The organism is Pseudomonas sp. FP1740 (assembly GCF_030687165.1).
GTDB lineage: Bacteria > Pseudomonadota > Gammaproteobacteria > Pseudomonadales > Pseudomonadaceae > Aquipseudomonas.
Genome location: NZ_CP117461.1, coordinates 2,487,891 through 2,510,544 on the forward strand (window position 1 = coordinate 2,487,891; position 22,654 = coordinate 2,510,544).

The 22,654-nt window shown below is 60.8% G+C and carries 18 protein-coding genes; 13 read left to right on the forward strand and 5 right to left on the reverse strand.

Going from position 1 to position 22,654, the window contains the following annotated elements; translation table 11 throughout:
* Position 1: 1 nt before the first annotated feature.
* From glcE to PSH69_RS11295, 3 genes are all read right to left on the reverse strand, one after another.
* Positions 2-1,051 carry a glycolate oxidase subunit GlcE gene (gene glcE / locus PSH69_RS11285; RefSeq protein WP_305412032.1) on the reverse strand — a complete coding sequence of 350 codons (1,050 nt, stop codon included), beginning with the start codon at positions 1,049-1,051 and terminating at the stop codon, positions 2-4.
* Entirely contained in the window at positions 1,051-2,550 is a 1,500-nt protein-coding gene (gene glcD / locus PSH69_RS11290) for a glycolate oxidase subunit GlcD (protein ID WP_305412033.1), read from the reverse strand. The genes glcE and glcD overlap by 1 nt, the downstream gene beginning before the upstream one ends.
* Positions 2,551-2,613: 63 nt before the next feature.
* The gene (locus PSH69_RS11295) at positions 2,614-3,558 is read right to left on the reverse strand and encodes an alpha/beta fold hydrolase (RefSeq protein ID WP_305412034.1); all 945 of its coding nucleotides are present in this window, start codon (positions 3,556-3,558) and stop codon (positions 2,614-2,616) included.
* 260 nt (positions 3,559-3,818) lie between these two features.
* Here PSH69_RS11295 and PSH69_RS11300 point away from each other — a divergent pair, with 260 nt between their 5' ends.
* The gene (locus PSH69_RS11300; protein ID WP_305412035.1) at positions 3,819-4,892 is read left to right on the forward strand and encodes a diguanylate cyclase; all 1,074 of its coding nucleotides are present in this window, start codon (positions 3,819-3,821) and stop codon (positions 4,890-4,892) included.
* A 134-nt stretch (positions 4,893-5,026) separates the two neighbouring features.
* Positions 5,027-6,268: a M20/M25/M40 family metallo-hydrolase gene (locus tag PSH69_RS11305; RefSeq protein WP_018928036.1), complete on the forward strand. Its 1,242-nt coding sequence runs from the start codon at positions 5,027-5,029 to the stop codon at positions 6,266-6,268.
* A 93-nt stretch (positions 6,269-6,361) separates the two neighbouring features.
* Here the strand turns inward: PSH69_RS11305 and PSH69_RS11310 are convergent, their stop codons facing one another.
* Positions 6,362-6,973: a glutathione S-transferase gene (locus PSH69_RS11310; RefSeq protein WP_305412036.1), complete on the reverse strand. Its 612-nt coding sequence runs from the start codon at positions 6,971-6,973 to the stop codon at positions 6,362-6,364.
* Between the two features lie 109 nt (positions 6,974-7,082).
* A complete protein-coding gene (locus tag PSH69_RS11315; protein WP_007939390.1) occupies positions 7,083-8,003 on the reverse strand; it encodes a MurR/RpiR family transcriptional regulator in 921 nt (306 codons plus the stop codon).
* A 311-nt stretch (positions 8,004-8,314) separates the two neighbouring features.
* Here PSH69_RS11315 and iolC point away from each other — a divergent pair, with 311 nt between their 5' ends.
* The 11 genes from iolC to PSH69_RS11370 all read left to right on the forward strand — a co-directional run bounded on the left by iolC (position 8,315) and on the right by PSH69_RS11370 (position 22,598).
* Positions 8,315-10,252, forward strand: coding sequence for a 5-dehydro-2-deoxygluconokinase (iolC, locus tag PSH69_RS11320; RefSeq protein ID WP_305412037.1), 1,938 nt, complete (start codon positions 8,315-8,317; stop codon positions 10,250-10,252).
* Between the two features lie 183 nt (positions 10,253-10,435).
* Positions 10,436-11,329 carry a myo-inosose-2 dehydratase gene (iolE, locus tag PSH69_RS11325; protein ID WP_086945489.1) on the forward strand — a complete coding sequence of 298 codons (894 nt, stop codon included), beginning with the start codon at positions 10,436-10,438 and terminating at the stop codon, positions 11,327-11,329.
* Entirely contained in the window at positions 11,326-12,135 is an 810-nt protein-coding gene (gene iolB / locus PSH69_RS11330; RefSeq protein WP_305412038.1) for a 5-deoxy-glucuronate isomerase, read from the forward strand. The genes iolE and iolB overlap by 4 nt, the downstream gene beginning before the upstream one ends.
* A 44-nt stretch (positions 12,136-12,179) precedes the next feature.
* Complete coding sequence (locus tag PSH69_RS11335) at positions 12,180-13,682, forward strand: CoA-acylating methylmalonate-semialdehyde dehydrogenase (protein WP_086945491.1); 1,503 nt, start codon at positions 12,180-12,182, stop codon at positions 13,680-13,682.
* 26 nt (positions 13,683-13,708) lie between these two features.
* On the forward strand, positions 13,709-14,530 hold the full coding sequence (locus tag PSH69_RS11340; RefSeq protein WP_305412039.1) for a TIM barrel protein: 822 nt from the start codon (positions 13,709-13,711) through the stop codon (positions 14,528-14,530).
* A gap of 31 nt (positions 14,531-14,561) precedes the next feature.
* Positions 14,562-16,493, forward strand: a complete 1,932-nt coding sequence (gene iolD / locus PSH69_RS11345) for a 3D-(3,5/4)-trihydroxycyclohexane-1,2-dione acylhydrolase (decyclizing) (RefSeq protein ID WP_305412040.1) — start codon at positions 14,562-14,564, stop codon at positions 16,491-16,493.
* Between the two features lie 31 nt (positions 16,494-16,524).
* Complete coding sequence (locus tag PSH69_RS11350) at positions 16,525-17,550, forward strand: Gfo/Idh/MocA family protein (RefSeq protein WP_305412041.1); 1,026 nt, start codon at positions 16,525-16,527, stop codon at positions 17,548-17,550.
* 146 nt (positions 17,551-17,696) lie between these two features.
* On the forward strand, positions 17,697-18,557 hold the full coding sequence (locus PSH69_RS11355; protein ID WP_007939382.1) for a sugar phosphate isomerase/epimerase family protein: 861 nt from the start codon (positions 17,697-17,699) through the stop codon (positions 18,555-18,557).
* Between the two features lie 60 nt (positions 18,558-18,617).
* Positions 18,618-19,670: a Gfo/Idh/MocA family protein gene (locus PSH69_RS11360; RefSeq protein ID WP_305412042.1), complete on the forward strand. Its 1,053-nt coding sequence runs from the start codon at positions 18,618-18,620 to the stop codon at positions 19,668-19,670.
* A gap of 366 nt (positions 19,671-20,036) precedes the next feature.
* Entirely contained in the window at positions 20,037-20,963 is a 927-nt protein-coding gene (locus PSH69_RS11365) for a sugar ABC transporter substrate-binding protein (protein WP_305412043.1), read from the forward strand.
* Positions 20,964-21,032: 69 nt separating this feature from the next.
* Positions 21,033-22,598 carry a sugar ABC transporter ATP-binding protein gene (locus tag PSH69_RS11370; RefSeq protein ID WP_305412044.1) on the forward strand — a complete coding sequence of 522 codons (1,566 nt, stop codon included), beginning with the start codon at positions 21,033-21,035 and terminating at the stop codon, positions 22,596-22,598.
* Positions 22,599-22,654: the final 56 nt, after the last annotated feature.

A 22,654-nucleotide genomic window follows, 5' to 3' on the forward strand; every position in this document is an offset into this window, starting at 1 on the left:
ATTAGAGTTCCGCGTACATCCGGCCGGGGTTGAACAACCCTTGCGGGTCCAGTTGCGCCTTGAGTTGCCGGTGATAGCGCAGCAGCGCCGGGGCCAGGGGCTGGAAAGGCGTTTCTGTGACGCCATGGCTGAAGCAGGTGGCATGGCCGCCGTGCTGCTGAGCCAGTGATTGAATGTTATCGGCTGCTGATTTCAACCAGCGTTGCGCGCCACCCCAGTCGATCAACTGCTCGCCGGGCAAGTCCAGTGGCCCGAGGTTATTGGGCAATGACAAGCGCCACAACGGCAGGCCTTCATTGAAAAAGTCTAGTCGTTGTTCGTTCAGGTCGGACCAATAGGCCGAGTCCAGCGGCTCGCCGCCGAGCCGTTGATGGGCCGCCGCGACCGAGCCTTCGCCGCCTTCCAGGCGCAGGTACAAACGCTGGCCATCGTGGCTGGCAGCGCTGATGGGCAGCGGTTGCTGGCCCCATTGCGCCAGATTGGCCAAGGCGCGGGCGCAGTCGATGTCCAGGCTGATGCTCAGGCATTGCCGGGGTTTGGGCAGCACTTTGAGCGAGACTTCAGTCAGCACGCCGAGGCAGCCGTAACTGCCGACCATCAGGCGCGACAGGTCATAACCGGCGACGTTTTTCATCACTTCGCCGCCAAAGCGCAGGTGAGTGCCCAGTCCGCTGATCACCCGCGTACCGAGGACAAAGTCCCGCACCGAACCGGACCATGGGCGCCGTGGCCCGGACAGCCCCGCGGCGATCATCCCGCCGACCGTGGCGCCTTCGCCGAACGACGGCGGCTCGCAGGGCAACATTTGCCCCGCGGCATCCAGCGCGGCAAACAGTTCGCTCAGCGGTGTGCCGGCGCGAACGCTGATCACCAGTTCCGTCGGGTCATAGCTGACGATGCCGCAGTGGGCGCGGGTGTCGAGCACTTCGCCGGCCACTTCACGGCCGAGAAAGGCCTTGGTGTTCCCTCCCTGAATGCGCAGCGGCGTGGCGTTTTCCAGCGCCTGCCTGACCTGGTCGAGCAGGGCTTCACTGGCATCGAAATCCGCCATCAGAAACGCTCCAGCTCAGGGAACGGCAGTTTTCCTGCGTGGATGTGCATCGCGCCGAATTCCGCGCAGCGGTGCAGGGTCGGGATGTTCTTACCGGGGTTGAGCAGCCCCTGCGGGTCAAACGCGGCTTTCACCGCGTGAAACAAGGTCAACTCGTCACTGTTGAACTGCGCACACATCTGATTGATTTTCTCCCGGCCCACGCCGTGCTCGCCGGTGATGCTGCCGCCGACTTTCACGCACAGTTCGAGGATCTTGCCGCCGAGGGCTTCGGCCCGTTCCAGTTCGCCGGGCTGGTTGGCGTCGAACAGGATCAGCGGGTGCATGTTGCCGTCACCGGCGTGGAACACGTTGGCCACCCGCAAGCCGTATTCTTGCGTCAGGTTGGCGATGCCCTTGAGTACGCCGGGCAGTTCGCGACGGGGGATGGTGCCGTCCATGCAGTAGTAGTCCGGCGATAGACGGCCGATGGCCGGGAAGGCGTTTTTGCGCCCAGCCCAGAACCGCACGCGCTCGGCCTCGTCCCGGGCCTGGCGCACCTCGCTGGCGCCGGCCTGTTGCAGCACCTCGCGGACTCGCTCGCAGTCGTCATGGACATCGGCTTCGACGCCGTCCAGTTCGCACAGCAGGATCGCCTCGGCCTCCACCGGGTAACCGGCGTGGATGAAATCCTCGGCGGCGCGGATCGCCAGGTTGTCCATCATCTCCAGGCCACCGGGAATGATCCCGGCGGCGATGATCTCGGCCACCGCGCGACCGGCCTTTTCCACGGAATCGAAACTGGCCAGCAGGACTTTGGCGACCTGAGGCTTGGGCAGCAGTTTGACCGTGACTTCGGTGATGATCCCCAGCAAGCCTTCGGAGCCGGTGAACAGCGCCAGCAGGTCGAACCCCGGCGCGTCCAGCGAGTCGGCGCCGAGGGTCAGGTGTTCGCCTTCAAGGGTCAGGATTTCGAGTTTCAGCAGGTTGTGCACGGTCAGGCCGTACTTGAGGCAATGCACGCCACCGGCGTTTTCCGCGACGTTGCCGCCGATGGAACAGGCGATTTGCGAGGAAGGGTCCGGCGCGTAATACAAACCGAAGGGCGCCGCTGCCTGGGAAATCGCCAGGTTGCGCACCCCTGGCTGGACCCGTGCGGTGCGGGCGGCGGGGTCGATGTGCAAGATGTTGTTGAATCGCACCATCACCAGCAACACGCCTTTGTCCAGCGGCAGCGCACCGCCGGACAACCCGGTGCCGGCCCCGCGCGCCACCACCGGCACGTTCCGGGCATGGCAGAGCTTGAGCAGTGCCTGCACCTGTTCAAGATGCCGGGGCAGGGCCACCAGCATCGGCGTGGTGCGATAGGCCGAGAGACCGTCGCATTCGTAGGGCTTGAGTTCTTCCTCGCGCCAGAGGATGTCCAGATCCGGCACCTCCTGTTGCAAGGCCTTGAGCAGCACCGCCTTGTCGACGTTGGGCAGGGCGCCGTCGATGCGTTCGTCGTAAAGAATGTTCATCAATCGCGCCTCGTATGAATCGCCGAGCATCCTCCCGAATTATCCGCCAACCCATAGCAGCTGCTATGAGGCGGTGGGAGTCATGTGATGCGCCCGCAAAAACTCCCGGTACAAGCGTGCGGTTTTGGTCGGCTGCTCAACCATCGGCATGTGGCCGACACCGTCCCAGATTTCCACCCGCAGATCGGCGATGCCCTTGCTCCAGACGGGCACGCTGCTGACGTCGATCAAGCGGTCCTTGCGCCCCCACAGCAGCAGCGCCGGGCATTTGATATCGGGCAGTTTTGGCTCCATCGGCGGGCTGGCCCGGAAGTCCCTGAAGATTTCTTCCAGTTCGTCGCGCTGCTGTTCATAGCGCTGGGCGACGGCGTCCAGCACGATCCCCGGTACCCATGGCGGCGAAGCCATGGTCATGGCGTAGAAATGCTGAAACTCTTCGCGGGAATGAATCAGGAACGGGTTATGGCCGCGAGCCAGGTGGCGCTCCATGTCGCTGGGTTCCGGGGCAGTGACGCCAGCCGGGTCGAGCAGCGCCAGCGAGACGATACGCTCGGGGTAATTGGCCGCCAGCCATGCCGCGATGTAGCCGCCCATGGAGTTGCCGATCACATGCACCTTCTCGACCCCGCAGACATCGAGCAACTGGATCAACCGCTTGGCCTGGACCGGAATGTCGTAGCCACCACCGGCCTTGAAACCAGTTTCGCCATGGCCGGCGAGGTCGGGGATGATCACCCGGTAGTCGTTGACAAAATGCCGGGCGAAGCGCAGCCAGATATTCTTGTCGGCGCTGTAGCCGTGCAGCATCAGTATGTTGCTGGAGGCTTCGTAGGGCCCGCCTTGCCAGGTCGAGACGGTCATTTCGGTGATCGGCACGATAAGCTTGTGCAACCGATACAGCCGGGCCTCCAGCGCCATGTTCAAGTCATAGAGCCAGTAACCGATGGCCGGGTAGCTCAACCAGCTCCAGGCCGCGAAAACGGCGATAGCAACAACCAACAAAAGCATCAGGCTATTCCTTTTGCAGTGATCAGGACTGAGGGTGGTTGGCGGAGCCTCTGCAGCGGCCTCCTGTTTATCGTGGTTTATCGATCCCTTACTTCATGTATAGACAAACATTGGGCACTCGCCTCATCGCGATGCCACACTATTGGAGCTACCAGCTGTCAGACCGTCATCCGGTGATGGCTATTCGCCGTTCCCCTGATAGACTTCAATCACTTTCACCCATGTGATGTCAGGCTCGGTTCAGTAGTACAGAGGCCTCTATGGAAAAAAAGGGAGGAAAGGGACTTTCATTGGCCAGGAGGCTTTATGGGTCGCGCATCCTGGGACTGGCCCTTGGACTATTGTGTGTCGGTGCAGGGATGTATCCACTCGACCCCGCGCCCTGGGTCTGGGTGGTGATGCTGTTCAACGGCGTCATCTGGCCGCATGTGGCCTATCAATGGGCGCGTCGGGCGAAAATTCCTTATCACGCCGAACACCACAACATTCTGGTGGACGCGTTTCTCGGCGGTTTCTGGGTGGCCGCCATGCAGTTCAATCCGCTGCCCAGCGCAGCTACGCTGTCGATGATGGCGATGCACAACGTGGCCATCGGTGGCTTGCGTTTTCTGTTGGCGGGCGCCGTCGCGCAGATCCTCGGGATCGGCCTCGGGCTGCTGGTGTTCATGCCGGCTTTTGTCCCGCAAACCAGTCCATTTCAGCTATACGCCTGTTTACCTTTGCTGTCGATTTATCCGATGTCCCTGGGCTGGGTCTGCTTCCGTCAGGCCCACACTCTCGGCCGACACAAGCGCGAGTTGCTGGCCCTGAGCCGCACCGACAGCCTGACTGGCCTGCTGAATCACGGCGCCTGGAAAGACCAGCTGGACATCGAGTTTCAGCGTTGCCGGCGCCAGCAGAAGGGTGGGGCGATTGCGTTGATCGACATCGACCATTTCAAGACCATCAACGACACCTACGGCCATGTCGCCGGGGACATCGTCTTGCGTCAGCTGAGCAAAATCCTCAAGCAGAACCTGCGGGCAGCCGATGTCGCCGGCCGCTATGGTGGCGACGAATTCTGCGTGCTGCTGCCGGACCTGCCGCTGGAGCGTGCCGCCGTGGCGATGGATGCGCTGCGTGCTCGTTTCGCCACGTTGGGTTACGAGCAGAACCCGGCGCTGAAGGTCAGCTTGAGCATCGGCCTGGCGGCCTTCAACCCGGCCCACGACGAAGCGACCCTGTGGCTCAACGACGCCGACCAGGCGCTCTACGAAGCCAAGAGCACCGGCCGTAACCGCGTCATTTGCCATGGCGACGGCAAGCCGCGTAAAGAGTTGCTGGATTCTGTGTAACCCAATAACCACACAATCCCGCTCCCACAGGGAATGTGTGGTCATGCAGGTTTGTATGTGTCGCATCCGGTGTAGAGCCTTGCGTCGTAGTCAGGTAGGGTCTAAAGACCCCGACACGAAACAAGGATCGATTCATGACGTTCAAGCTCCCGCGTTCCTTCCTGGCCACCAGTCTTGGCCTGACCCTCGCCCTCGGCACCTTCACCCCCGCAGCCTTCGCCGAACCCCACAAACAAGTCCTCGCCGATGCTGAACAGTACAAGGCTGAAGCCCTGAAACTGCTGGAACGGCTGGTGAACATCGACTCCGGCTCCGGCTATGAACCGGGCCTGACCCAGGTGAGTGACATCGCCATCGAAGAGTTGAAGAAACTGGGTGCCACCATCGAACTGGTGCCCAACACCCCGGACGAGAGCAACCATGTGCTGGCTACCCTCAAAGGCACCGGCAAGGCGAAGATCCTGCTGATGGCGCACATGGACACTGTGTTCAAGGAAGGCTCCGCCGCCGAGCGTCCTTTCCACATCAAGGACGGCCGCGCCTATGGGCCGGGTGTGATGGACGACAAGGGTGGCATCGTCGCCGGGATCTATGCGCTGAAAATCCTCAAGAACCTCGACTTCAAGGACTACGCGCAGATCACCTTCCTGCTAGATGCCAGTGAAGAAACCGGCTCGGACGTCGCCACCGACCTGATCAAGAAAACCGCCAAGGCCCACGACGTGACCCTCAACCTCGAACCGGGCCGCCCGGCCGATGGCCTGGTGGTCTGGCGCAAAGGCAGCGCCACTGCCGTGGTCGAGGTCAAAGGCAAGGCTGCGCATGCGGGCGTTGCCCCGGAATTGGGGCGTAACGCTGCCATGGAAGCCGCGCACCAGATTTTGCAACTCGGCAAACTGGGCGATGAAGCGAAGAAAACCACCATCAACTTCACCGTGCTCAAGGCCGGCGACCGCACCAACGTGATTCCGGATCAGGCTACGGCCAAGGCTGATGTGCGGGCGGCGGTGCCGGAGGAATTCGACCGGATCGAAAAGGACCTGGCGCGGGTGTCGAAGGACAAACTGATTGCCGATACGCAAGTCACCACCAGCCTCAAGCGCGGCTTGCCACCGATGCCGCAAACGGCGGAATCGGATCGCTTGATGGCCATGGCCCAAGGCATTTACGGCGAAATTGGCCGCAAGTTGACGGAAGAAGGCAGCGGCGGGGCGGCAGATGCGAGTTTGTCCGCGGGTGTTGGTACGCCGACGCTGGACGGGTTCGGGATTGTCGGCGGCAATATCCATACGCCTGAAGAGTACGCCGAGGTCGAAAGCGTGGCGCCGCGGATTTATTTGCTGTCGCGGATGATTATGGAATTGGCCAAGCGGTAATCAGCCAGATCGTCAGGCCCCTGTGGTGAGCATTGCCCAATGCGGAACCCGCTCCCACAGGGATTTTCAGTGTTTGGGCTTACTGCGTATTGCCTACTCGATCGGTGTATCGATAAACACCTCAAGCCCTTCGGCATACGCCGTGAACGCGTTGATCAGTGGAAACTGCGCAGCATCCACCTGATCCGGCACCATCAGGTTGGTAAAACTCCAGGCCACCGCCAGGCTAATCCCATCCTGTGCAATCGAGCCATCGGTCTTCAGCGGCTGCTTTTCCAGCTCCCGCTCCAGCGCCGAATACGCTGCCGCCAATTGTCCTTCGACCCGTTTCACCCAAGGCGCGTACTGAATTTCCGCTGGCCGCAGGTTGCGTTCGTAGTAAAGCTGTACCGACTTTTCGCACGCCGCCAATGCCAGGCCGATCAGCCGCAGCGAGCGCAAGCGTTGAACCGGATTGTCGGATATCAGGCTTTTACCCGGAGCGGCCAAGGCTTCGAGGTAATCGATGATCAGCGTTGAATCCATCAACACCTCACCGTCATCCAGCACCAGCGTCGGCGCCTTCACCACCGGGTTGATCTGCTGGAACTGCTCGAAGTGCCTGAACACCGAAACCGACTCGTGTTCCAGCGGGATACCCAGGCATTTGGCGGAAATGGCGACGCGCCGCACGTAGGGCGAATCCAGCATGCCGATCAGTTTCATTGAGCCTCTCCTTACAGACGGTCCTTGGGGATGGACAACCTTAGCCGAGGTTCAGCGACGTGCAAATGGTTCCGCGCTAATCCTCAGGCCTATTGTTCATCCTCGAAGGCTAATCCTCAAAGCCTGCCTGCTCATGAATCTCATCGACCTTCAATTCCAGTCGATAAGCCACCGCGATGAACAGCGCCTGGCACAGGCACAAGGTGGCACTCAATGAACGGAAGGCAAACGAGCTGCCCTCGTTGACCAGCAGCACGGTGTTGGCGCGCTTGGCCAATGGCGAGAGGTTGCTGTCGGTGATGATCAGGGTTTTCGCCTGATGGTGCTGGGCGATGCGCAGGCAGTGCTGGGTTTCCTTGCCGTAAGGCGTGAAGCTGATGGCGATCACCAGGTCGTTGGCGCGCACGCTGCGCATCTGCTCGCGGTAACTGCCGCCAAGGCCCGATACCAGGTGGATGCGCTTGTTGGTGTGTTGCAGGTTGTAGACCAGGTAATCGGCCACCGCGAACGAGCGACGCACCCCGACCACGTAGATGTTGTCGGCATTCACCACCAGGTCCACGGCCTTGTCGAAAGCCTGGTCATCGAGTTCCAGCCCCAATCGCTCGATACCCGACAGGGTGGCGTTGATGCATTCGCGCGCCAGGTCGCCGCCGCTGGCCTTCTGCGACTTGTTGGCGATCATGCTGCGGATGCGTTGCTGGTAGTTCTGCACCGGCGTGGTCTTGTGGGTGTAGGCCTCGCGGAACAGCGCCTGCATTTCACTGAACCCGCTGAAGCCGAAGCGCTGGGAAAAGCGCACGATGGCCGACGGGTGCACTTCGCATTCGCGGGCGATGTCGCTGATGCGGTCGACCATGATCCGGTCGCTCTGCTGGCTCATGTAGCTGGCGATGCGTTTGAGCTGGCGCGGCAGGCTTTCGTATTCCTCGGTGATCAGCTGCAACAGACGCTCGGCATTGATCGGAGGGCTGGCGAGATCGCTGTCGGGCGAGCTCTCGGTCGTAGCCGGCTGATCGGTGCGGGACATAAGAAATCCTTCTGGCTTGTTCTTATAGAGATGACGGTTCTCGTCACCCCCTGACAATAGGTTGGCTGTGCGCAGTCTACAGGGTAGGCCGGAATAAAATCTTGAGCTTGCAATCGGCCTGGGGCCTGCTGAAACGATGCACGGTGTCTGGAACGCTTGTATCAAAGTTTATTGGAAAAAATATTCCACGTAAAAAATATATGGAATAAATATTGATTGTTCGGCCCCGGTCGTTTTAGTCTGCATCCACCAAGAGTGTTCGGCGCCTTCATCGCCCCGAACGCAGGCTGATAAAAATAACAGGAGCCAGCATGGGCCAGACTCGTTTTGCCAGTGGGCGTCAATTGGATCTGATTTGCCTCGGGCGCCTTGGCGTCGACCTCTACGCGCAGCAAGTCGGGGCGCGGCTGGAGGATGTGAGCAGCTTCGCCAAGTACCTGGGCGGCTCGTCCGCCAACATCGCCTTCGGCACCGCGCGGCTGGGGCTGAAGTCGGCGATGTTGAGCCGGGTAGGGGACGACCACATGGGCCGTTTCCTCGTTGAATCCCTGGTCCGTGAAGGCTGCGACGTCAGCGGCATCAAGGTCGATCCGGAACGCCTGACCGCCATGGTCCTGCTGGGCCTCAAGGATCGCGAAACCTTTCCCCTGGTGTTCTACCGCGAAAACTGCGCCGACATGGCGTTGCGCGCCGAAGACATCAGCGAAGCCTTTATCGCTTCCAGCAAAGCCCTGCTGATCACCGGCACCCATTTCTCCACCGACGGCGTCTACAAGGCGAGCATTCAGGCGCTGGACTACGCCGAAAAGCACAACGTCAAACGGGTGCTGGACATCGACTACCGCCCGGTGCTTTGGGGCCTGGCCGGCAAGGCGGACGGTGAAACCCGTTTCGTCGCCGACCAGAACGTCAGCCAGCACGTGCAGAAAATCCTCCCGCGTTTCGACCTGATTGTCGGTACTGAAGAAGAATTCCTGATCGCCGGCGGCTCCGAAGATCTGCTCACCGCGCTGCGCAATGTCCGGCGCCTGAGCGCGGCGACGCTGGTGGTCAAGCTCGGCCCGCAAGGTTGCACGGTGATCCACGGGGCGATCCCGGCGCGTCTCGAAGACGGCGCGATCTATCCCGGTGTGCGCGTCGAAGTGCTGAATGTGCTGGGGGCCGGCGATGCCTTCATGTCGGGTTTCCTCAGTGGCTGGCTGGAGGACGCCAGCGACGAGCGCTGCTGCCAGTTGGCCAATGCCTGCGGCGGTCTGGTGGTATCGCGCCATGCCTGCGCTCCGGCGATGCCGACCCGCGCCGAACTCGATTACCTGTTCAACAGCCCGGTGCCGATCACCCGGCCGGATCAGGACGCCGTGTTGCAGCGTCTGCATCAGGTCAGCGTGCCGCGCAAACAGTGGAAGCAGCTGTTCATCTTTGCCTTCGATCATCGCGGGCAACTGGTGGAGCTGGCCCACAAGGGCGGGCGCGACCTGAACGCTATCTGCGAACTCAAACAACTCTTTATCAAAGCCGTGGAACGGGTCGAGGCGGATTTGCGTGAGCAGGGTGTCGACGCCGATGTCGGCTTGCTGGCCGATCAACGTTTCGGTCAGGACTCGCTGAACGCCGCCACCGGTCGTGGCTGGTGGGTAGCGCGGCCGGTGGAAGTGCAGGGTTCGCGGCCATTGGCGTTCGAACACGGGCGCTCGATCGGTAGCAACCTGATCGCCTGGCCGCAAGAACAGATCATCAAATGCCTGGTGCAATTCCATCCCGACGATGAGCCGCTGTTGCGTCTGGAGCAAGAGGCGCAGATCAAGGGCCTGTATCAGGCCTCGCAGGTCAGCGGGCATGAATTGCTGCTGGAGATCATTCCGCCCAAGGATCACCCATCACCGCATCCAGACGTGCTGTATCGCGCGCTGAAACGCCTCTACAACCTGGGCATCTACCCGGCGTGGTGGAAGATCGAAGCGCAAAGCGCCGAGGAGTGGAAACAACTCGACGAGCTGATTCAGGAACGCGACCCGTATTGCCGTGGCGTGGTGCTGCTGGGCCTGAATGCCCCGGCGGCGACCCTGGCCGAAGGGTTTCAGCAGGCCAGCCAGAGCCAGACCTGCCGTGGTTTCGCCGTGGGCCGGACGATCTTCCAGGAACCGAGCCGCGCGTGGCTGGCCGGTGAAATCGACGACGAGGCACTGATTCGTCAGGTGCAGGGCACGTTCGTCGAACTGATCGATGCCTGGCGCACGGCCCGTGCCTGAACAAAGTTATGTGGTCGATTGGGCTTTTTGTGGCGAGGGGGCTTGCCCCCGTTGGAGCGCGAAGCGGTCCCGAAATAGCGAGTGCTACGCACTCGAACGGGGGCAAGCCCCCTCGCCACAAGAGCGCCACTGGCCACAGATGATTGGCCAAATATTTTTGAGAAAACAATAAAAGGTGCAGCCATGCCCGCTATCCGAATTGGCATCAATCCGATCTCCTGGAGCAACGACGACCTGCCGTCCCTCGGTGGCGAGACGCCGTTGAGCACCGCCCTCAGCGAAGGCAAGGACATTGGCTACGAAGGCTTTGAACTCAACGGCAAGTTCCCCAAGGACGCCAAAGGCGTCGGCGATGTGCTGCGGCCTTACGACCTGGCGCTGGTGTCGGGCTGGTATTCCAGCCGTCTGGCCCGCCGTTCCGTGGCCGAGGAAATCGACGCCATCGGCAGCCATGTCGAGCTGCTGGCGAAGAACGGCGCCAAGGTGCTGGTCTATGGCGAAGTCGCCGACTCCATTCAAGGCCAGCGCATTCCACTGGTCGAGCGCCCACGTTTCCACACCGAGCAGGCCTGGCAAGAATACGCCGACAAACTCACTGAACTGGCGCGCTTCACCCTGTCCCAGGGCGTGCGTCTGGCCTATCACCATCACATGGGGGCCTACGTCGAATCCCCGGCCGACATCGACAAACTGATGGCGTTGACCGGCAGCGAAGTCGGACTGCTGTTCGATTCGGGCCACTGCTACATGGGCGGCGGCGAGCCGTTGCAGGTATTGCGCAAACACATCGAACGGGTCTGCCACGTGCATTTCAAGGACGTGCGCAAACCAGTGGTGCAACTGGCGCGCAACAATCTTTGGAGCTTCCCGGACTGCATCATCAACGGCACCTTCACCGTGCCCGGCGATGGCGACATCGACTTCAGCGCCTTGCTCGACGTGCTGCTGGGCGCCGACTACCACGGCTGGCTGGTGGTGGAAGCCGAGCAGGATCCGGCGGTGGCACCAAGTTACGTCTACGCCAAAAAAGGCTACGACACCTTGCGTGCCTTGCTCGACGAGAGGACCGCGCAATGAGCCTGTTGGTCAAGAGCAATGCCTGTGGCCGGACCATGGTCGAGTTGGGTCAGGGTGAGTTGGAATACGTCGGTTTTGCCGCTTACCGCCTGAGTCTTGGCGAAACCCTGCCGGTCAGCGCGGGCGACAAGGAATTGTGCCTGGTGCTGCTCAGCGGTCGGGTCGGCATCAAGGGTGAAGCACCGGGGCAGGGCGCATTCGACTGGGACAACATCGGCGATCGTCAGTCGGTGTTCGAAGACAAATCACCGTTCGCCGTGTATTTGCCACCCGGCAGCCAGGCCCAGGTGGTGGCGTTGAGCGACGTGCAAATCGCCGTGTGCGCGGCCCCCGGTTCGACTACCGAAAACCTCGGCCCACGGTTGATCAAACCCGACAGCATGAAACGCAGTGTGCGCGGCAAGGGCGCCAACACCCGTTATGTCTGCGACATTTTGCCGGACACCGAGCCCGCCCATTCGCTGCTGGTGGTGGAAGTGCGTACGCCGTCCGGTCACTCGTCGAGCTACCCGCCGCACAAGCACGACACCGACGATCTGCCGCACCAGAGCTTTCTCGAAGAAACCTATTACCACCAGATCAACCCGCCCCAGGGCTTCGTGTTCCAGCGGGTCTACACCGACGATCGCAGCATCGATCAGGCCATGGCGGTGGAAAACAGCGATCTGGTTGTGGTGCCCAAGGGTTATCACCCGGTCAGCGTGCCCTACGGCTATGAGTCGTATTACCTGAACGTGATGGCCGGCCCGAAACGCGTCTGGCAGTTCCATAACGATCCGCAGCACAGCTGGCTTCTGGATCTCTGAATTACAACGCCTGAATTCAAACATTCGAACGGAGAACAAGAACAATGAGCGATGCCCCGGTCATAGGCCATTACATCGACGGTCAGGTGCAGGACAGCGGTAGCGAGCGGTTCAGCAATGTCTTCAATCCGGCCACCGGCAGCGTTCAGGCGCGGGTCGGGCTGGCCAGCCAGAAGACCGTGGACGAGGCCGTCGCTTCGGCCATGAAGGCGTTCCCGGCCTGGGCCGAGCAATCGTCCCTGCGCCGTTCGCGGGTGATGTTCAAGTTCAAGGAATTGCTCGACCGCCATCACAACGAACTGGCCGAAATCATCAGCCGCGAACACGGCAAAGTGTTCTCTGACGCCAAGGGCGAAGTGACCCGTGGTATCGAAATCGTCGAATACGCCTGCGGTGCGCCGAACCTGCTGAAAACCGATTTCAGCGACAACATCGGCGGTGGCATCGACAACTGGAACCTGCGCCAGCCATTGGGCGTCTGCGCCGGCGTTACGCCGTTCAACTTCCCGGTGATGGTGCCGCTGTGGATGATCCCGTTGGCGCTGGTCACCGGCAACTGCTTTATCCTCAAACCGTCTGAACGTGATCCATCCGCCAGTTTGTTGATGGCTCGCTTGCTCACCGAAGCCGGGTTGCCGGACGGTGTGTTCAACGTGGTCCAGGGCGACAAGGCGGCGGTCGATGCCTTGCTGCAACACCCGGACATCGAGGCGATTTCCTTTGTCGGCTCGACGCCGATTGCCGAGTACATCCACCAGCAAGCGACCTCGCGCGGCAAACGCGTACAGGCGCTGGGCGGGGCGAAGAACCACATGATCGTCATGCCCGACGCCGATCTGGATCAAGCGGCGGATGCGCTGATCGGCGCGGCGTACGGCTCGGCCGGTGAGCGTTGCATGGCGATTTCGATTGCCGTGGCCGTCGGTGATGTCGGTGACCAGTTGATTGCCAAACTGCTGCCGCGCATCGATCAACTGAAGGTCGGCAATGGCATGCAAGGCGACAGCGACATGGGGCCGCTGGTGACCGCCGAACACAAGGCCAAGGTCGAGGGGTTTATCGGCGAAGGCGTGGCCCAGGGCGCGCAGCTGATTGTCGACGGGCGCAACTTCAAGGTGCCAGGCGCCGAGAACGGTTTCTTCGTCGGCGCGACGCTGTTCGACAAGGTCACGACCGAGATGAGCATCTACCAGCAAGAGATCTTCGGCCCGGTGCTGGGCATTGTGCGCGTGCCGGACTTCGCCAGCGCCGTGGCGCTGATCAACGCCCATGAATTCGGCAACGGCGTATCGTGTTTCACCAGCGACGGTGGCATCGCCCGCTCGTTTGCCCGCAGCATCAAGGTCGGCATGGTCGGCATCAACGTACCGATTCCGGTGCCCATGGCCTGGCACTCGTTCGGCGGCTGGAAGCGCTCGCTGTTCGGTGATCACCACGCTTATGGCGAAGAAGGCATTCGCTTCTACAGCCGCTACAAAAGCGTGATGCAGCGTTGGCCCGACAGCATCGCCAAGGGCCCTGAATTCAGCATGCCGACAGCCAAATAATTCACGTGTGCGGAGAACAACAAAAAATGAGCAAACCCCTGCGTTTCGCCTTGAACCGTATGGTCGCCCCACGTTTGTCCCTGCCGGCGTTCATCGAATTGGCGGTAACCCTCAAGGCCGACGCCATCGAGATTCGCAACGACCTCAAAGGCGTCGAGATCGAGGATGGCACCGCACCCGAACACGTCCGTGAGCTGTGCGCGGCCAAAGGCATCACTGTGCTGTCGATCAACGCGCTGTATCCGTTCGATGTCTGGAATGACGAGCGCCGCGCACACGCCCTGAAGCTTGCCGCTTATGCCCGTGACTGTGGCGCACGGGGCTTGGTGATGTGCCCATTGAACGACCGCGCCGATCCACGAACCGAAGCGCAGCGTGCGTCTGGCCTGCGCACGGCGCTGAGTGAACTGGCACCGATCCTGCGCGATCACGGTATTCTCGGCTTTATCGAACCGCTGGGTTTCGAAGAATGCTCGCTGCGGCGCAAACGCACGGCAGTCGATGCGATCAAGGCCATCGGAGGGCTGGATGTGTTTCGTCTGGTGCATGACACCTTCCACCATCACCTGGCCAGCGAGCATGAATTCTTCCCTGAACTGACCGGGTTGGTGCACATCTCCGGCGTCGAAGATGCCGAGGCGCCACTGGCGACCATTCGTGACGGCCATCGGGTGCTGGTGGGCGAGGGCGACATCCTCGGCAATGCGGCGCAGATCGACACCTTGCTCAGTAGCGGCTATGGCGGCTACCTGTCGTTCGAACCGTTTGCCGACAGCGTCCATGGCCTGGCGGATATCCAGACGGCGATCGGCGCGAGTATGGATCACCTGCAGAAGTCCCTGAGCTGACATCGGATTTGCATACGGAAAAGGTGCGAGCATGACCACAACAAGACTGACCATGGCCCAGGCCCTGGTGAAATTCCTCGATAACCAGTACATCGAGGTCGATGGGGTTCAGAGCAAATTCGTTGCTGGGATCTTTACCATTTTTGGCCACGGCAATGTGCTGGGTCTGGGGCAAGCCCTGGAACAGGACAGCGGCGACCTGATCGTCCATCAGGGCCGCAACGAACAAGGCATGGCCCACGCCGCCATCGGTTTCGCCAAGCAACACCTGCGGCGCAAGATCTACGCCTGTTCTTCATCGGTGGGCCCGGGCGCGGCGAACATGCTGACCGCTGCCGCCACGGCCACCGCCAACCGTATTCCCTTGCTGCTGTTGCCCGGTGACGTTTATGCGTGCCGCCAACCGGACCCGGTGTTGCAACAGATCGAGCAGTTTCACGACCTGAGCATCAGCACCAACGACGCGTTCAAGGCCGTGAGCAAATACTGGGACCGGATCAACCGTCCCGAGCAACTGATGACTGCGGCGATCCACGCCATGCGCGTGCTCACCGATCCCGCCGAAACCGGCGCCGTCACCCTGGCCCTGCCGCAAGACGTGCAGGCCGAGGCGTACGACTATCCCGATTACTTCCTGCAAAAACGCGTGCATCGCATCGAGCGCCGTCCGGCCACCGAAGCGATGCTCGGCGATGCCGTGGCGTTGTTCAAAGGCAAGCGCAAACCGCTGATCATCTGCGGCGGTGGGGTCAAGTATTCCGGTGCCAATGCAGCGTTGCAGGCCTTTGCCGAGCGCTTCGATATTCCTTTCGCCGAAACCCAGGCCGGCAAGAGCGCGGTGGTGTCCAGCCATCCACTGAACGTCGGCGGGATCGGCGAAACCGGTTGTCTGGCGGCGAACCTGTTGGCCAAGGACGCTGATTTGATCATCGGCGTCGGCACCCGCTACAGCGATTTCACCACCGCGTCGAAATCCTTGTTCAAACACCCGGACGTGCAATTTCTCAACCTCAATATCAGCCCTTGCGACGCCCTGAAACTCGATGGCGTGCAACTGCTGGCGGACGCCAAAACCGGCTTGAACGCCTTGGTCGCTGTGTTGGGTGACTATCGCTCCGGCTGGGGCGATCAACCCCGACAGGCCCGGGCGCAGCTGGACGAGGAAGTCGACCGCATCTATCAGGTCGAATACCAGACTCAAGACTTCGTCCCGGAAATCAACGATCACCTGGACCCGGCGGTGCTGCGCGAATTCATCGAGCTGACCGGTTCCTGCCTGACCCAGAGCCGGGTGCTCGGTGTGCTCAATGAAACCCTGGCCGATGATGCGGTGATCGTCGCCGCCGCCGGCAGTCTGCCCGGCGACTTGCAGCGCAGCTGGCGCAGCAAGGGCGTGAACACCTACCACGTCGAATACGGTTATTCGTGCATGGGGTATGAGGTGAACGCCGCACTGGGGGTGAAGCTCGCCGAGCCTGAGCGCGAGGTCTATGCACTGGTGGGCGACGGCTCCTACATGATGCTGCACTCGGAGCTGGCAACCTCGATCCAGGAGCGCCGCAAGATCAACGTGGTGTTGCTGGACAACATGACCTTCGGCTGCATCAACAACCTGCAAATGGAACACGGCATGGACAGCTTCGGCACCGAGTTCCGTTTCCGCAATCCTGAAACCGGCAAGCTCGATGGCGGTTTCGTGCCGGTGGATTTCGCCATGAGCGCGGCGGCTTACGGCTGCAAGACCTACAAGGTCAACACCGTCGAGGAGCTGCAAGCCGCGTTGGCCGATGCACGCTTGCAGACGGTGTCGACGCTGATCGACATCAAGGTCCTGCCCAAAACCATGATTCACAAATACCTGTCATGGTGGCGGGTCGGCGTGGCGCAAGTCTCCACCAGCGCGCGCACCGATGCGGTGGCCAAGACCCTCAACGAACGATTGGCCAAGGCCCGTCAATACTGATTGCCCTGAAACGAACAACAGGAGTGTTTATATGTCTTCGCTTTCCAATTCGTTGCGCATTGGCGTCATCGGCACCGGGGCCATCGGCCAGGACCATATCCGTCGTTGCAGCCAGACCTTGCTCAACAGTCAGGTCGTCGCGGTCACTGACATCAATTTGCAGCAAGCAGCCAAGGTCGTCTCCGATCTGAAGCTGACCGCCGAGGTTTATCCCGATGGCCACGCGCTGATCAAGGCGCCGGACGTCGACGCAGTCCTCGTCACCTCCTGGGGCCCGAGCCACGAAGAGTTCGTACTGGCGGCCATTGCGGCGGGCAAACCGGTGTTCTGCGAGAAACCGCTGGCGGTCACCGCCGAAGGCTGCCGCAAGATCGTCGAGGCCGAAGTGGCCCACGGCAAGCGACTGGTGCAGGTTGGTTTCATGCGCCCGTACGATGAAGGTTATAGGGCATTGAAATCGGTGATCGACAGTGGCCAGATCGGCGAGCCGCTGATGCTGCACTGCGCACACCGCAACCCGACCGTAGGTGAAAACTACAAGACCGACATGGCGATCACCGACACGCTGATCCATGAGCTGGACGTGTTGCGCTGGTTGCTCGACGACGACTATGTGTCGGTGCAAGTGGTGTTTCCGCGCAAGACCAGCAAGGCCCACGCCCATTTGAAAGACCCGCAGATCGTGTTGCTGGAAACCGCCAAGGGCACGCGCATCGACGTGGAAGTGTTCGTCAACTGCCAGTACGGCTACGACATCCAGTGCGAAGTGGTAGGGGAGACGGGCATCGCCAAACTGCCGGAGCCGTCGCAGGTTCAGCTGCGCAGCGGAGCGAAACTGTCCAATGCGATTCTGATGGACTGGAAGGATCGGTTCATCGCCGCGTACGACGTCGAGTTGCAGGCGTTCATCGATGGCGTGCGGGCCGGGCAGGTCGGCGGGCCATCGGCGTGGGACGGTTTCGCCGCCGCCGTTGCTGCGGATGCCTGCATCGAGGCGCAGAACAGCGGCCAGATCGTCAAAGTCGGCCTGCCAGATCGCCCCCGCTTCTACGGCTAACCCTCGTAATGATCGTTCCCACGCTCTGCGTGGGAATGCAGCCCGGGACGCTCCGCGTCCCAAAAGCGGACGCAGAGCGTCCATTGATGCATTACCACGCAGAGCGTGGGAACGATCAGCGTAAGGTTAAGGAGAATAAAAAAAACATGCGCATCGCACTAGACCCCTACATGTACCGCAACCTGTCCCTGGGCAAGATGGTCGACAAGGTCGCCGAGCTCGGTTACGAACACATCGAGCTGTCGCCCCGGGAAGATTTCCTGCCGTTCTATAAAGCCCCGCGAGTCGACAAGGCGCGGATCAAGGAATTTCGCAAAGCCCTGAGCGATACCGGGGTCAAACTCTCGTCCTTATTACCCATGTACCACTGGGCCGCCGCCGATGAAGGTTTGCGCGTGGCTGCCGTGCGTAACTGGAAGCGGGCGATCCAGATTGCCGTGGAGATGGACTGCGAACTGGTCAACACCGAGTTCACCGGCCAGTCGGACAACCCGTTGGTCTGCGAGAACCAGTTCATGCGTTCCATGGACGAACTGATCCCCGAGTTCGAACGCGAAGGCATCAAGCTCGATATCCAGGCCCATCCTTATGATTTCTGCGAGCGCAACAACGAGTCGGTGGACATCATTCGCGGTCTGGACCGCGACTGGATCAACTACCTCTACGCCGCGCCGCACACGTTTTTCTATGACGATGGCGTGGGTGACATCGCCTCGATGCTCAAGTACGCCGGCTCGAAGCTGAGTCACTTGATCATCGCCGACACCTACAACCACAAGGCCTCTTCGGGCTTGCGCTACATCGTCAACCCGCCGGGTGTCACTGCCACCGTGCATCAGCACCTGGACATCGGCCAGGGCGAGGTCGACTGGGAAGCGTTTTTCGGCACCTTGCGCGAGATCAAGTTCGATGGCATCGCCACCGTCTCGGTGTTCGCCTGGGAAGACCGGCCGGACGAGTCCAACCGAATGATGCTCGAACGCGTGACCCGCGAACTCTGCCAATAACTCTGTAACCGATCGTTCCCACGCAGAGCGTGGGAACGATCATATAAGGAGGATGTTTTCATGCGTATCGGACTTGTTGGTTACGGCCATGGCGGCCGGTTTTTCCATGCTCCGCTGATCAGCAGTTTGCCGGCGGCGACGTTTGTGGGCGTGGTCACCCGTTCCGCCGAGCGCCGACAACTGCTGGCCACGGAACATCCCGGAGTACCGGCCTTCGACAGCATTGGCCAACTGGTCGAAGCCGGGGTTGATGTGCTGGTGGTGTCCACGCCGCTCAAAGGCCGTCCGGCGTTGGTGCTCGACGCCATCGAACACGGGGTGGCGGTGGTCAGTGACAAGCCGTTCGCCGCCGATACGCAACAGGCACAAACCCTGATCACCATGGCCGAGCGTCAGGGCGTGCATTTGAGCGTCTACCAGAACCGGCGCTGGGATTCGGATTTCCTCACCGTACGCAAACTCATCGAGTCCGGTGCCTTGGGCAAGGTCACCCGTTTCGAGTCGCGGATCGAACGCTACTCGCCACAGTCGGTGAATAACGGCAGCGGCGGTGGTTTCCTGCGCGATCTGGGCAGCCATCTGGTGGATCAGGCGTTGCTGTTGTTTGGCCCCGTCACCCGGGTTTACGCCGAACTGGATTACCTCGAAAAAGGCCAGACCTTCGACAACGGCTTCTTTATGTCCCTGACCCATGCCAGTGGCGTGATCTCGCACCTGAGTGGCAGTTGCCTGCAAAACACCCCGGGCCCGCGTTTTCGCGTGACCGGCACCCAGGGCTGCTACAGCGTCGACGGTCTGGACGGGCAAGAGGCGTCGACCCTGGCCGGGCTCACGCCCAAATCCGAGGGCGAGCGCTGGGGCGTCGAAGAGCATCGTCGCTGGGGCTGGTTCGAACAGGGCGAGGTGCGCGAGCGGGTGCCGTCCGAGCGAGGCTGCTGGAACCAGTTCTATTTGCAGCTACAAACCGCGTTACAGAGCGGTGGCCCACTGCCGGTCGAGCCCCGTGATGCACTGGCGACCACCCGCGTGCTAGACGCTGCGCGGCTCAGTTTCGAGCGCCATCAAGTGGTGACTTTGAGCGCAATTGAAAGCCATGGAACAAAATCAGAATAAAATTCTAAAATGAGTTGATATAGAAATTATTTTCCAATAAAGTCGTTTCCAGGTTGCCGACTATCAACGTCCGATCACGCTCAAGCAGGCCTTGAACGAGTGAAGGACGCACCAAAAACAAGAAACAAAGCCAGGTACCGTCGATGAAAACCTTCAACTCAGCTCTGCATGCTTTACGTTCCGCGCTGCACCTCCCTCGTGACCTGTCTCGCGTCTCGTTTCATTCCGTCTCTCGCTTGCTTTGCGTCGAACGCAATGGCGCCCTGGTCTGCTGCATTCCGGGAGCGCCGATAGTCCGCTTGCCCGCTTACTGAAATCGTCACGCCTTATCCATAAAACCAACAAGAATGTGGAGAAAGACCTTTCATGAAGACCAAGATCCGTTTCGCCTCGCTCGCCTTGTCCCTGATGCTCGCCAGCGGTGCCGCACTCGCGGACATGAAGATCGGCGTCAGCATGTCGCAGTTCGATGACACCTGGCTGACTTACCTGCGCCAATCCATGGACACCAAAGCCAAGTCCTATCCGGAAGGCGTCCAGCTGCAGTTCGAAGACGCCCGCAGCGATGTGGTCAAGCAGTTGAGCCAGGTAGAAAGCTTCATCAGCCAGAAGGTCGACGCCATTGTGGTCAACCCGGTGGATACCGCCGCCACCAAGAAAATCACCGAAGCAGCGGTCAAGGCCGGTATTCCGCTGGTGTACGTCAATCGTCGTCCCGACGACATGAACCTGCCCAAAGGCGTGGTCACTGTCGCCTCCAACGATCTGGAGGCCGGCCAGATGCAGATGCAGTACCTGGCGGAAAAAATGGGCGGCAAGGGCGACATCGTGATTCTGCTCGGTGATTTGGCCAACAACTCCACCACCAACCGTACCAAGGGCGTAAAAGAGGTGCTGGCCAAGTACCCGAACATCAAGATCGAGCAAGAGCAGAGCGGCATCTGGTCGCGGGACAAGGGCATGACCCTGGTCAACGACTGGCTGACCCAAGGCCGCAAGTTCGACGCGGTCGTCTCCAACAACGACGAGATGGCGATTGGCGCGGCCATGGCCCTGCAACAGGCGGGTGTCGCCAAAGGCAGTGTGCTGATCGCCGGTGTTGACGGTACGCCCGACGGTTTGAACGCGGTGAAGAAGGGCTCTCTGCTGGTTTCGGTGTTCCAGGACGCCAAGGGGCAGGCCGATGGTTCGGTCGACACGGCGGTGAAAATGGCCAGGAACGAGCCGGTCGAACAGGCCGTGTGGGTGCCGTATCGCTTGATCACTTTGCAAAACGTTGACCAGTTCAAATAGTCCGTCCGTTCGATAACAACAATAAGCACGCAAGGTTGCGACGCGACCTTGCTGATGGAGTACCTGATCATGTTCGCTTCAGCGACTGCTTCGAGCCCCCCGTTGGTGGGTATCCAGCCAACCGCAACATCTGTCGATGAGCCGTACCTGCTGGAGATCATCAACGTCAGCAAGGGTTTTCCCGGTGTGGTGGCCTTGTCCGACGTACAGCTGCGGGTGCGTCCCGGTTCCGTGCTGGCGCTGATGGGCGAAAACGGTGCCGGCAAATCCACCCTGATGAAAATCATTGCCGGCATCTACCAGCCGGACGCCGGCGAGTTGCGCCTGCGGGGCAAACCGGTGGTCTTTGAAACACCCCTGGCTGCGCTCCAGGCCGGGATCGCGATGATTCACCAGGAACTCAACCTGATGCCGCACATGAGCATCGCCGAGAACATCTGGATCGGCCGTGAGCAGCTCAACGGCCTGCACATGATCGACCACCGCGAAATGCACCGCTGCACCGCCAAACTGCTTGAGCGTCTGCGGATCAATCTCGACCCGGAAGAGCAGGTGGGCAACCTGAGCATCGCCGAACGGCAGATGGTCGAGATCGCCAAGGCGGTGTCCTACGACTCCGACATCCTGATCATGGACGAACCAACTTCGGCCATTACCGATAAGGAAGTCGCCCACCTGTTCTCGATCATTGCCGACCTCAAGAACCAGGGCAAAGGCATCATCTACATCACTCATAAGATGAACGAAGTGTTCAGCATCGCCGATGAAGTGGCGGTGTTCCGCGACGGTGCCTACATCGGCCTGCAACGGGCCGACAGCATGGACGGCGACAGCCTGATTTCGATGATGGTCGGCCGCGAACTGAGCCAGTTGTTCCCGGTGCGCGAGAAGCCGATTGGCGATCTGTTGCTGTCGGTACGCGACCTCAAGCTGGACGGCATTTTCAAGGATGTCTCCTTCGACCTGCATGCCGGCGAGATCCTGGGCATTGCCGGGTTGATGGGCTCGGGGCGGACCAATGTCGCCGAGGCGATTTTCGGCATCACTCCGAGTGACGGTGGCGAGATCCGGCTCGACGGCGAGGTGGTGCGCATCACCGATCCGCACATGGCCATCGAGAAGGGCTTCGCGTTGTTGACCGAAGATCGCAAGCTCAGCGGCCTGTTCCCGTGCCTGTCGGTGCTGGAAAACATGGAAATGGCGGTATTGCCCCATTACGTCGGCAACGGCTTCATCCAGCAGAAAGCCCTGCGCGCGTTGTGTGAAGACATGTGCAAGAAGCTGCGAGTGAAAACGCCGTCGCTGGAGCAGTGCATCGATACCTTGTCCGGCGGTAATCAGCAGAAGGCGTTGCTGGCGCGCTGGCTGATGACCAACCCGCGAATCCTGATTCTCGACGAGCCCACCCGGGGCATCGATGTCGGCGCCAAGGCCGAGATCTACCGGCTGATCTCGTACCTGGCCAGCGAAGGCATGGCGGTGATCATGATCTCCTCGGAACTGCCGGAAGTGCTGGGCATGAGCGACCGGGTCATGGTCATGCATGAGGGCGACCTGATGGGCACCCTCGACCGCAGCGAAGCGACCCAGGAACGAGTGATGCAACTGGCCTCGGGCATGTCCGCGGTTCACTAATGGATGCTGGCGGTGGCCATGGTTGCCGTCGATGACGCAATAGAAGGGTGAGTGGT

Excerpts from the sequence above, each read along its gene's own strand:
- iolB (WP_305412038.1), top strand. The coding sequence starts at position 11,326 with ATGAGCCTGTTGGTCAAGAGCAATGCCTGTGGCCGGACCATGGTCGAG.
- PSH69_RS11365 (WP_305412043.1), top strand. The coding sequence starts at position 20,037 with ATGAAGACCAAGATCCGTTTCGCCTCGCTCGCCTTGTCCCTGATGCTC.
- PSH69_RS11305 (WP_018928036.1), top strand. The coding sequence starts at position 5,027 with ATGACGTTCAAGCTCCCGCGTTCCTTCCTGGCCACCAGTCTTGGCCTG.
- PSH69_RS11335 (WP_086945491.1), top strand. The coding sequence starts at position 12,180 with ATGAGCGATGCCCCGGTCATAGGCCATTACATCGACGGTCAGGTGCAG.
- PSH69_RS11295 (WP_305412034.1), bottom strand. The coding sequence starts at position 3,558 with ATGCTTTTGTTGGTTGTTGCTATCGCCGTTTTCGCGGCCTGGAGCTGG.
- glcE (WP_305412032.1), bottom strand. The coding sequence starts at position 1,051 with ATGGCGGATTTCGATGCCAGTGAAGCCCTGCTCGACCAGGTCAGGCAG.
- PSH69_RS11315 (WP_007939390.1), bottom strand. The coding sequence starts at position 8,003 with ATGTCCCGCACCGATCAGCCGGCTACGACCGAGAGCTCGCCCGACAGC.
- PSH69_RS11350 (WP_305412041.1), top strand. The coding sequence starts at position 16,525 with ATGTCTTCGCTTTCCAATTCGTTGCGCATTGGCGTCATCGGCACCGGG.
- PSH69_RS11340 (WP_305412039.1), top strand. The coding sequence starts at position 13,709 with ATGAGCAAACCCCTGCGTTTCGCCTTGAACCGTATGGTCGCCCCACGT.
- glcD (WP_305412033.1), bottom strand. The coding sequence starts at position 2,550 with ATGAACATTCTTTACGACGAACGCATCGACGGCGCCCTGCCCAACGTC.
- iolE (WP_086945489.1), top strand. The coding sequence starts at position 10,436 with ATGCCCGCTATCCGAATTGGCATCAATCCGATCTCCTGGAGCAACGAC.
- PSH69_RS11310 (WP_305412036.1), bottom strand. The coding sequence starts at position 6,973 with ATGAAACTGATCGGCATGCTGGATTCGCCCTACGTGCGGCGCGTCGCC.
- iolC (WP_305412037.1), top strand. The coding sequence starts at position 8,315 with ATGGGCCAGACTCGTTTTGCCAGTGGGCGTCAATTGGATCTGATTTGC.
- PSH69_RS11355 (WP_007939382.1), top strand. The coding sequence starts at position 17,697 with ATGCGCATCGCACTAGACCCCTACATGTACCGCAACCTGTCCCTGGGC.
- PSH69_RS11370 (WP_305412044.1), top strand. The coding sequence starts at position 21,033 with ATGTTCGCTTCAGCGACTGCTTCGAGCCCCCCGTTGGTGGGTATCCAG.
- iolD (WP_305412040.1), top strand. The coding sequence starts at position 14,562 with ATGACCACAACAAGACTGACCATGGCCCAGGCCCTGGTGAAATTCCTC.
- PSH69_RS11300 (WP_305412035.1), top strand. The coding sequence starts at position 3,819 with ATGGAAAAAAAGGGAGGAAAGGGACTTTCATTGGCCAGGAGGCTTTAT.
- PSH69_RS11360 (WP_305412042.1), top strand. The coding sequence starts at position 18,618 with ATGCGTATCGGACTTGTTGGTTACGGCCATGGCGGCCGGTTTTTCCAT.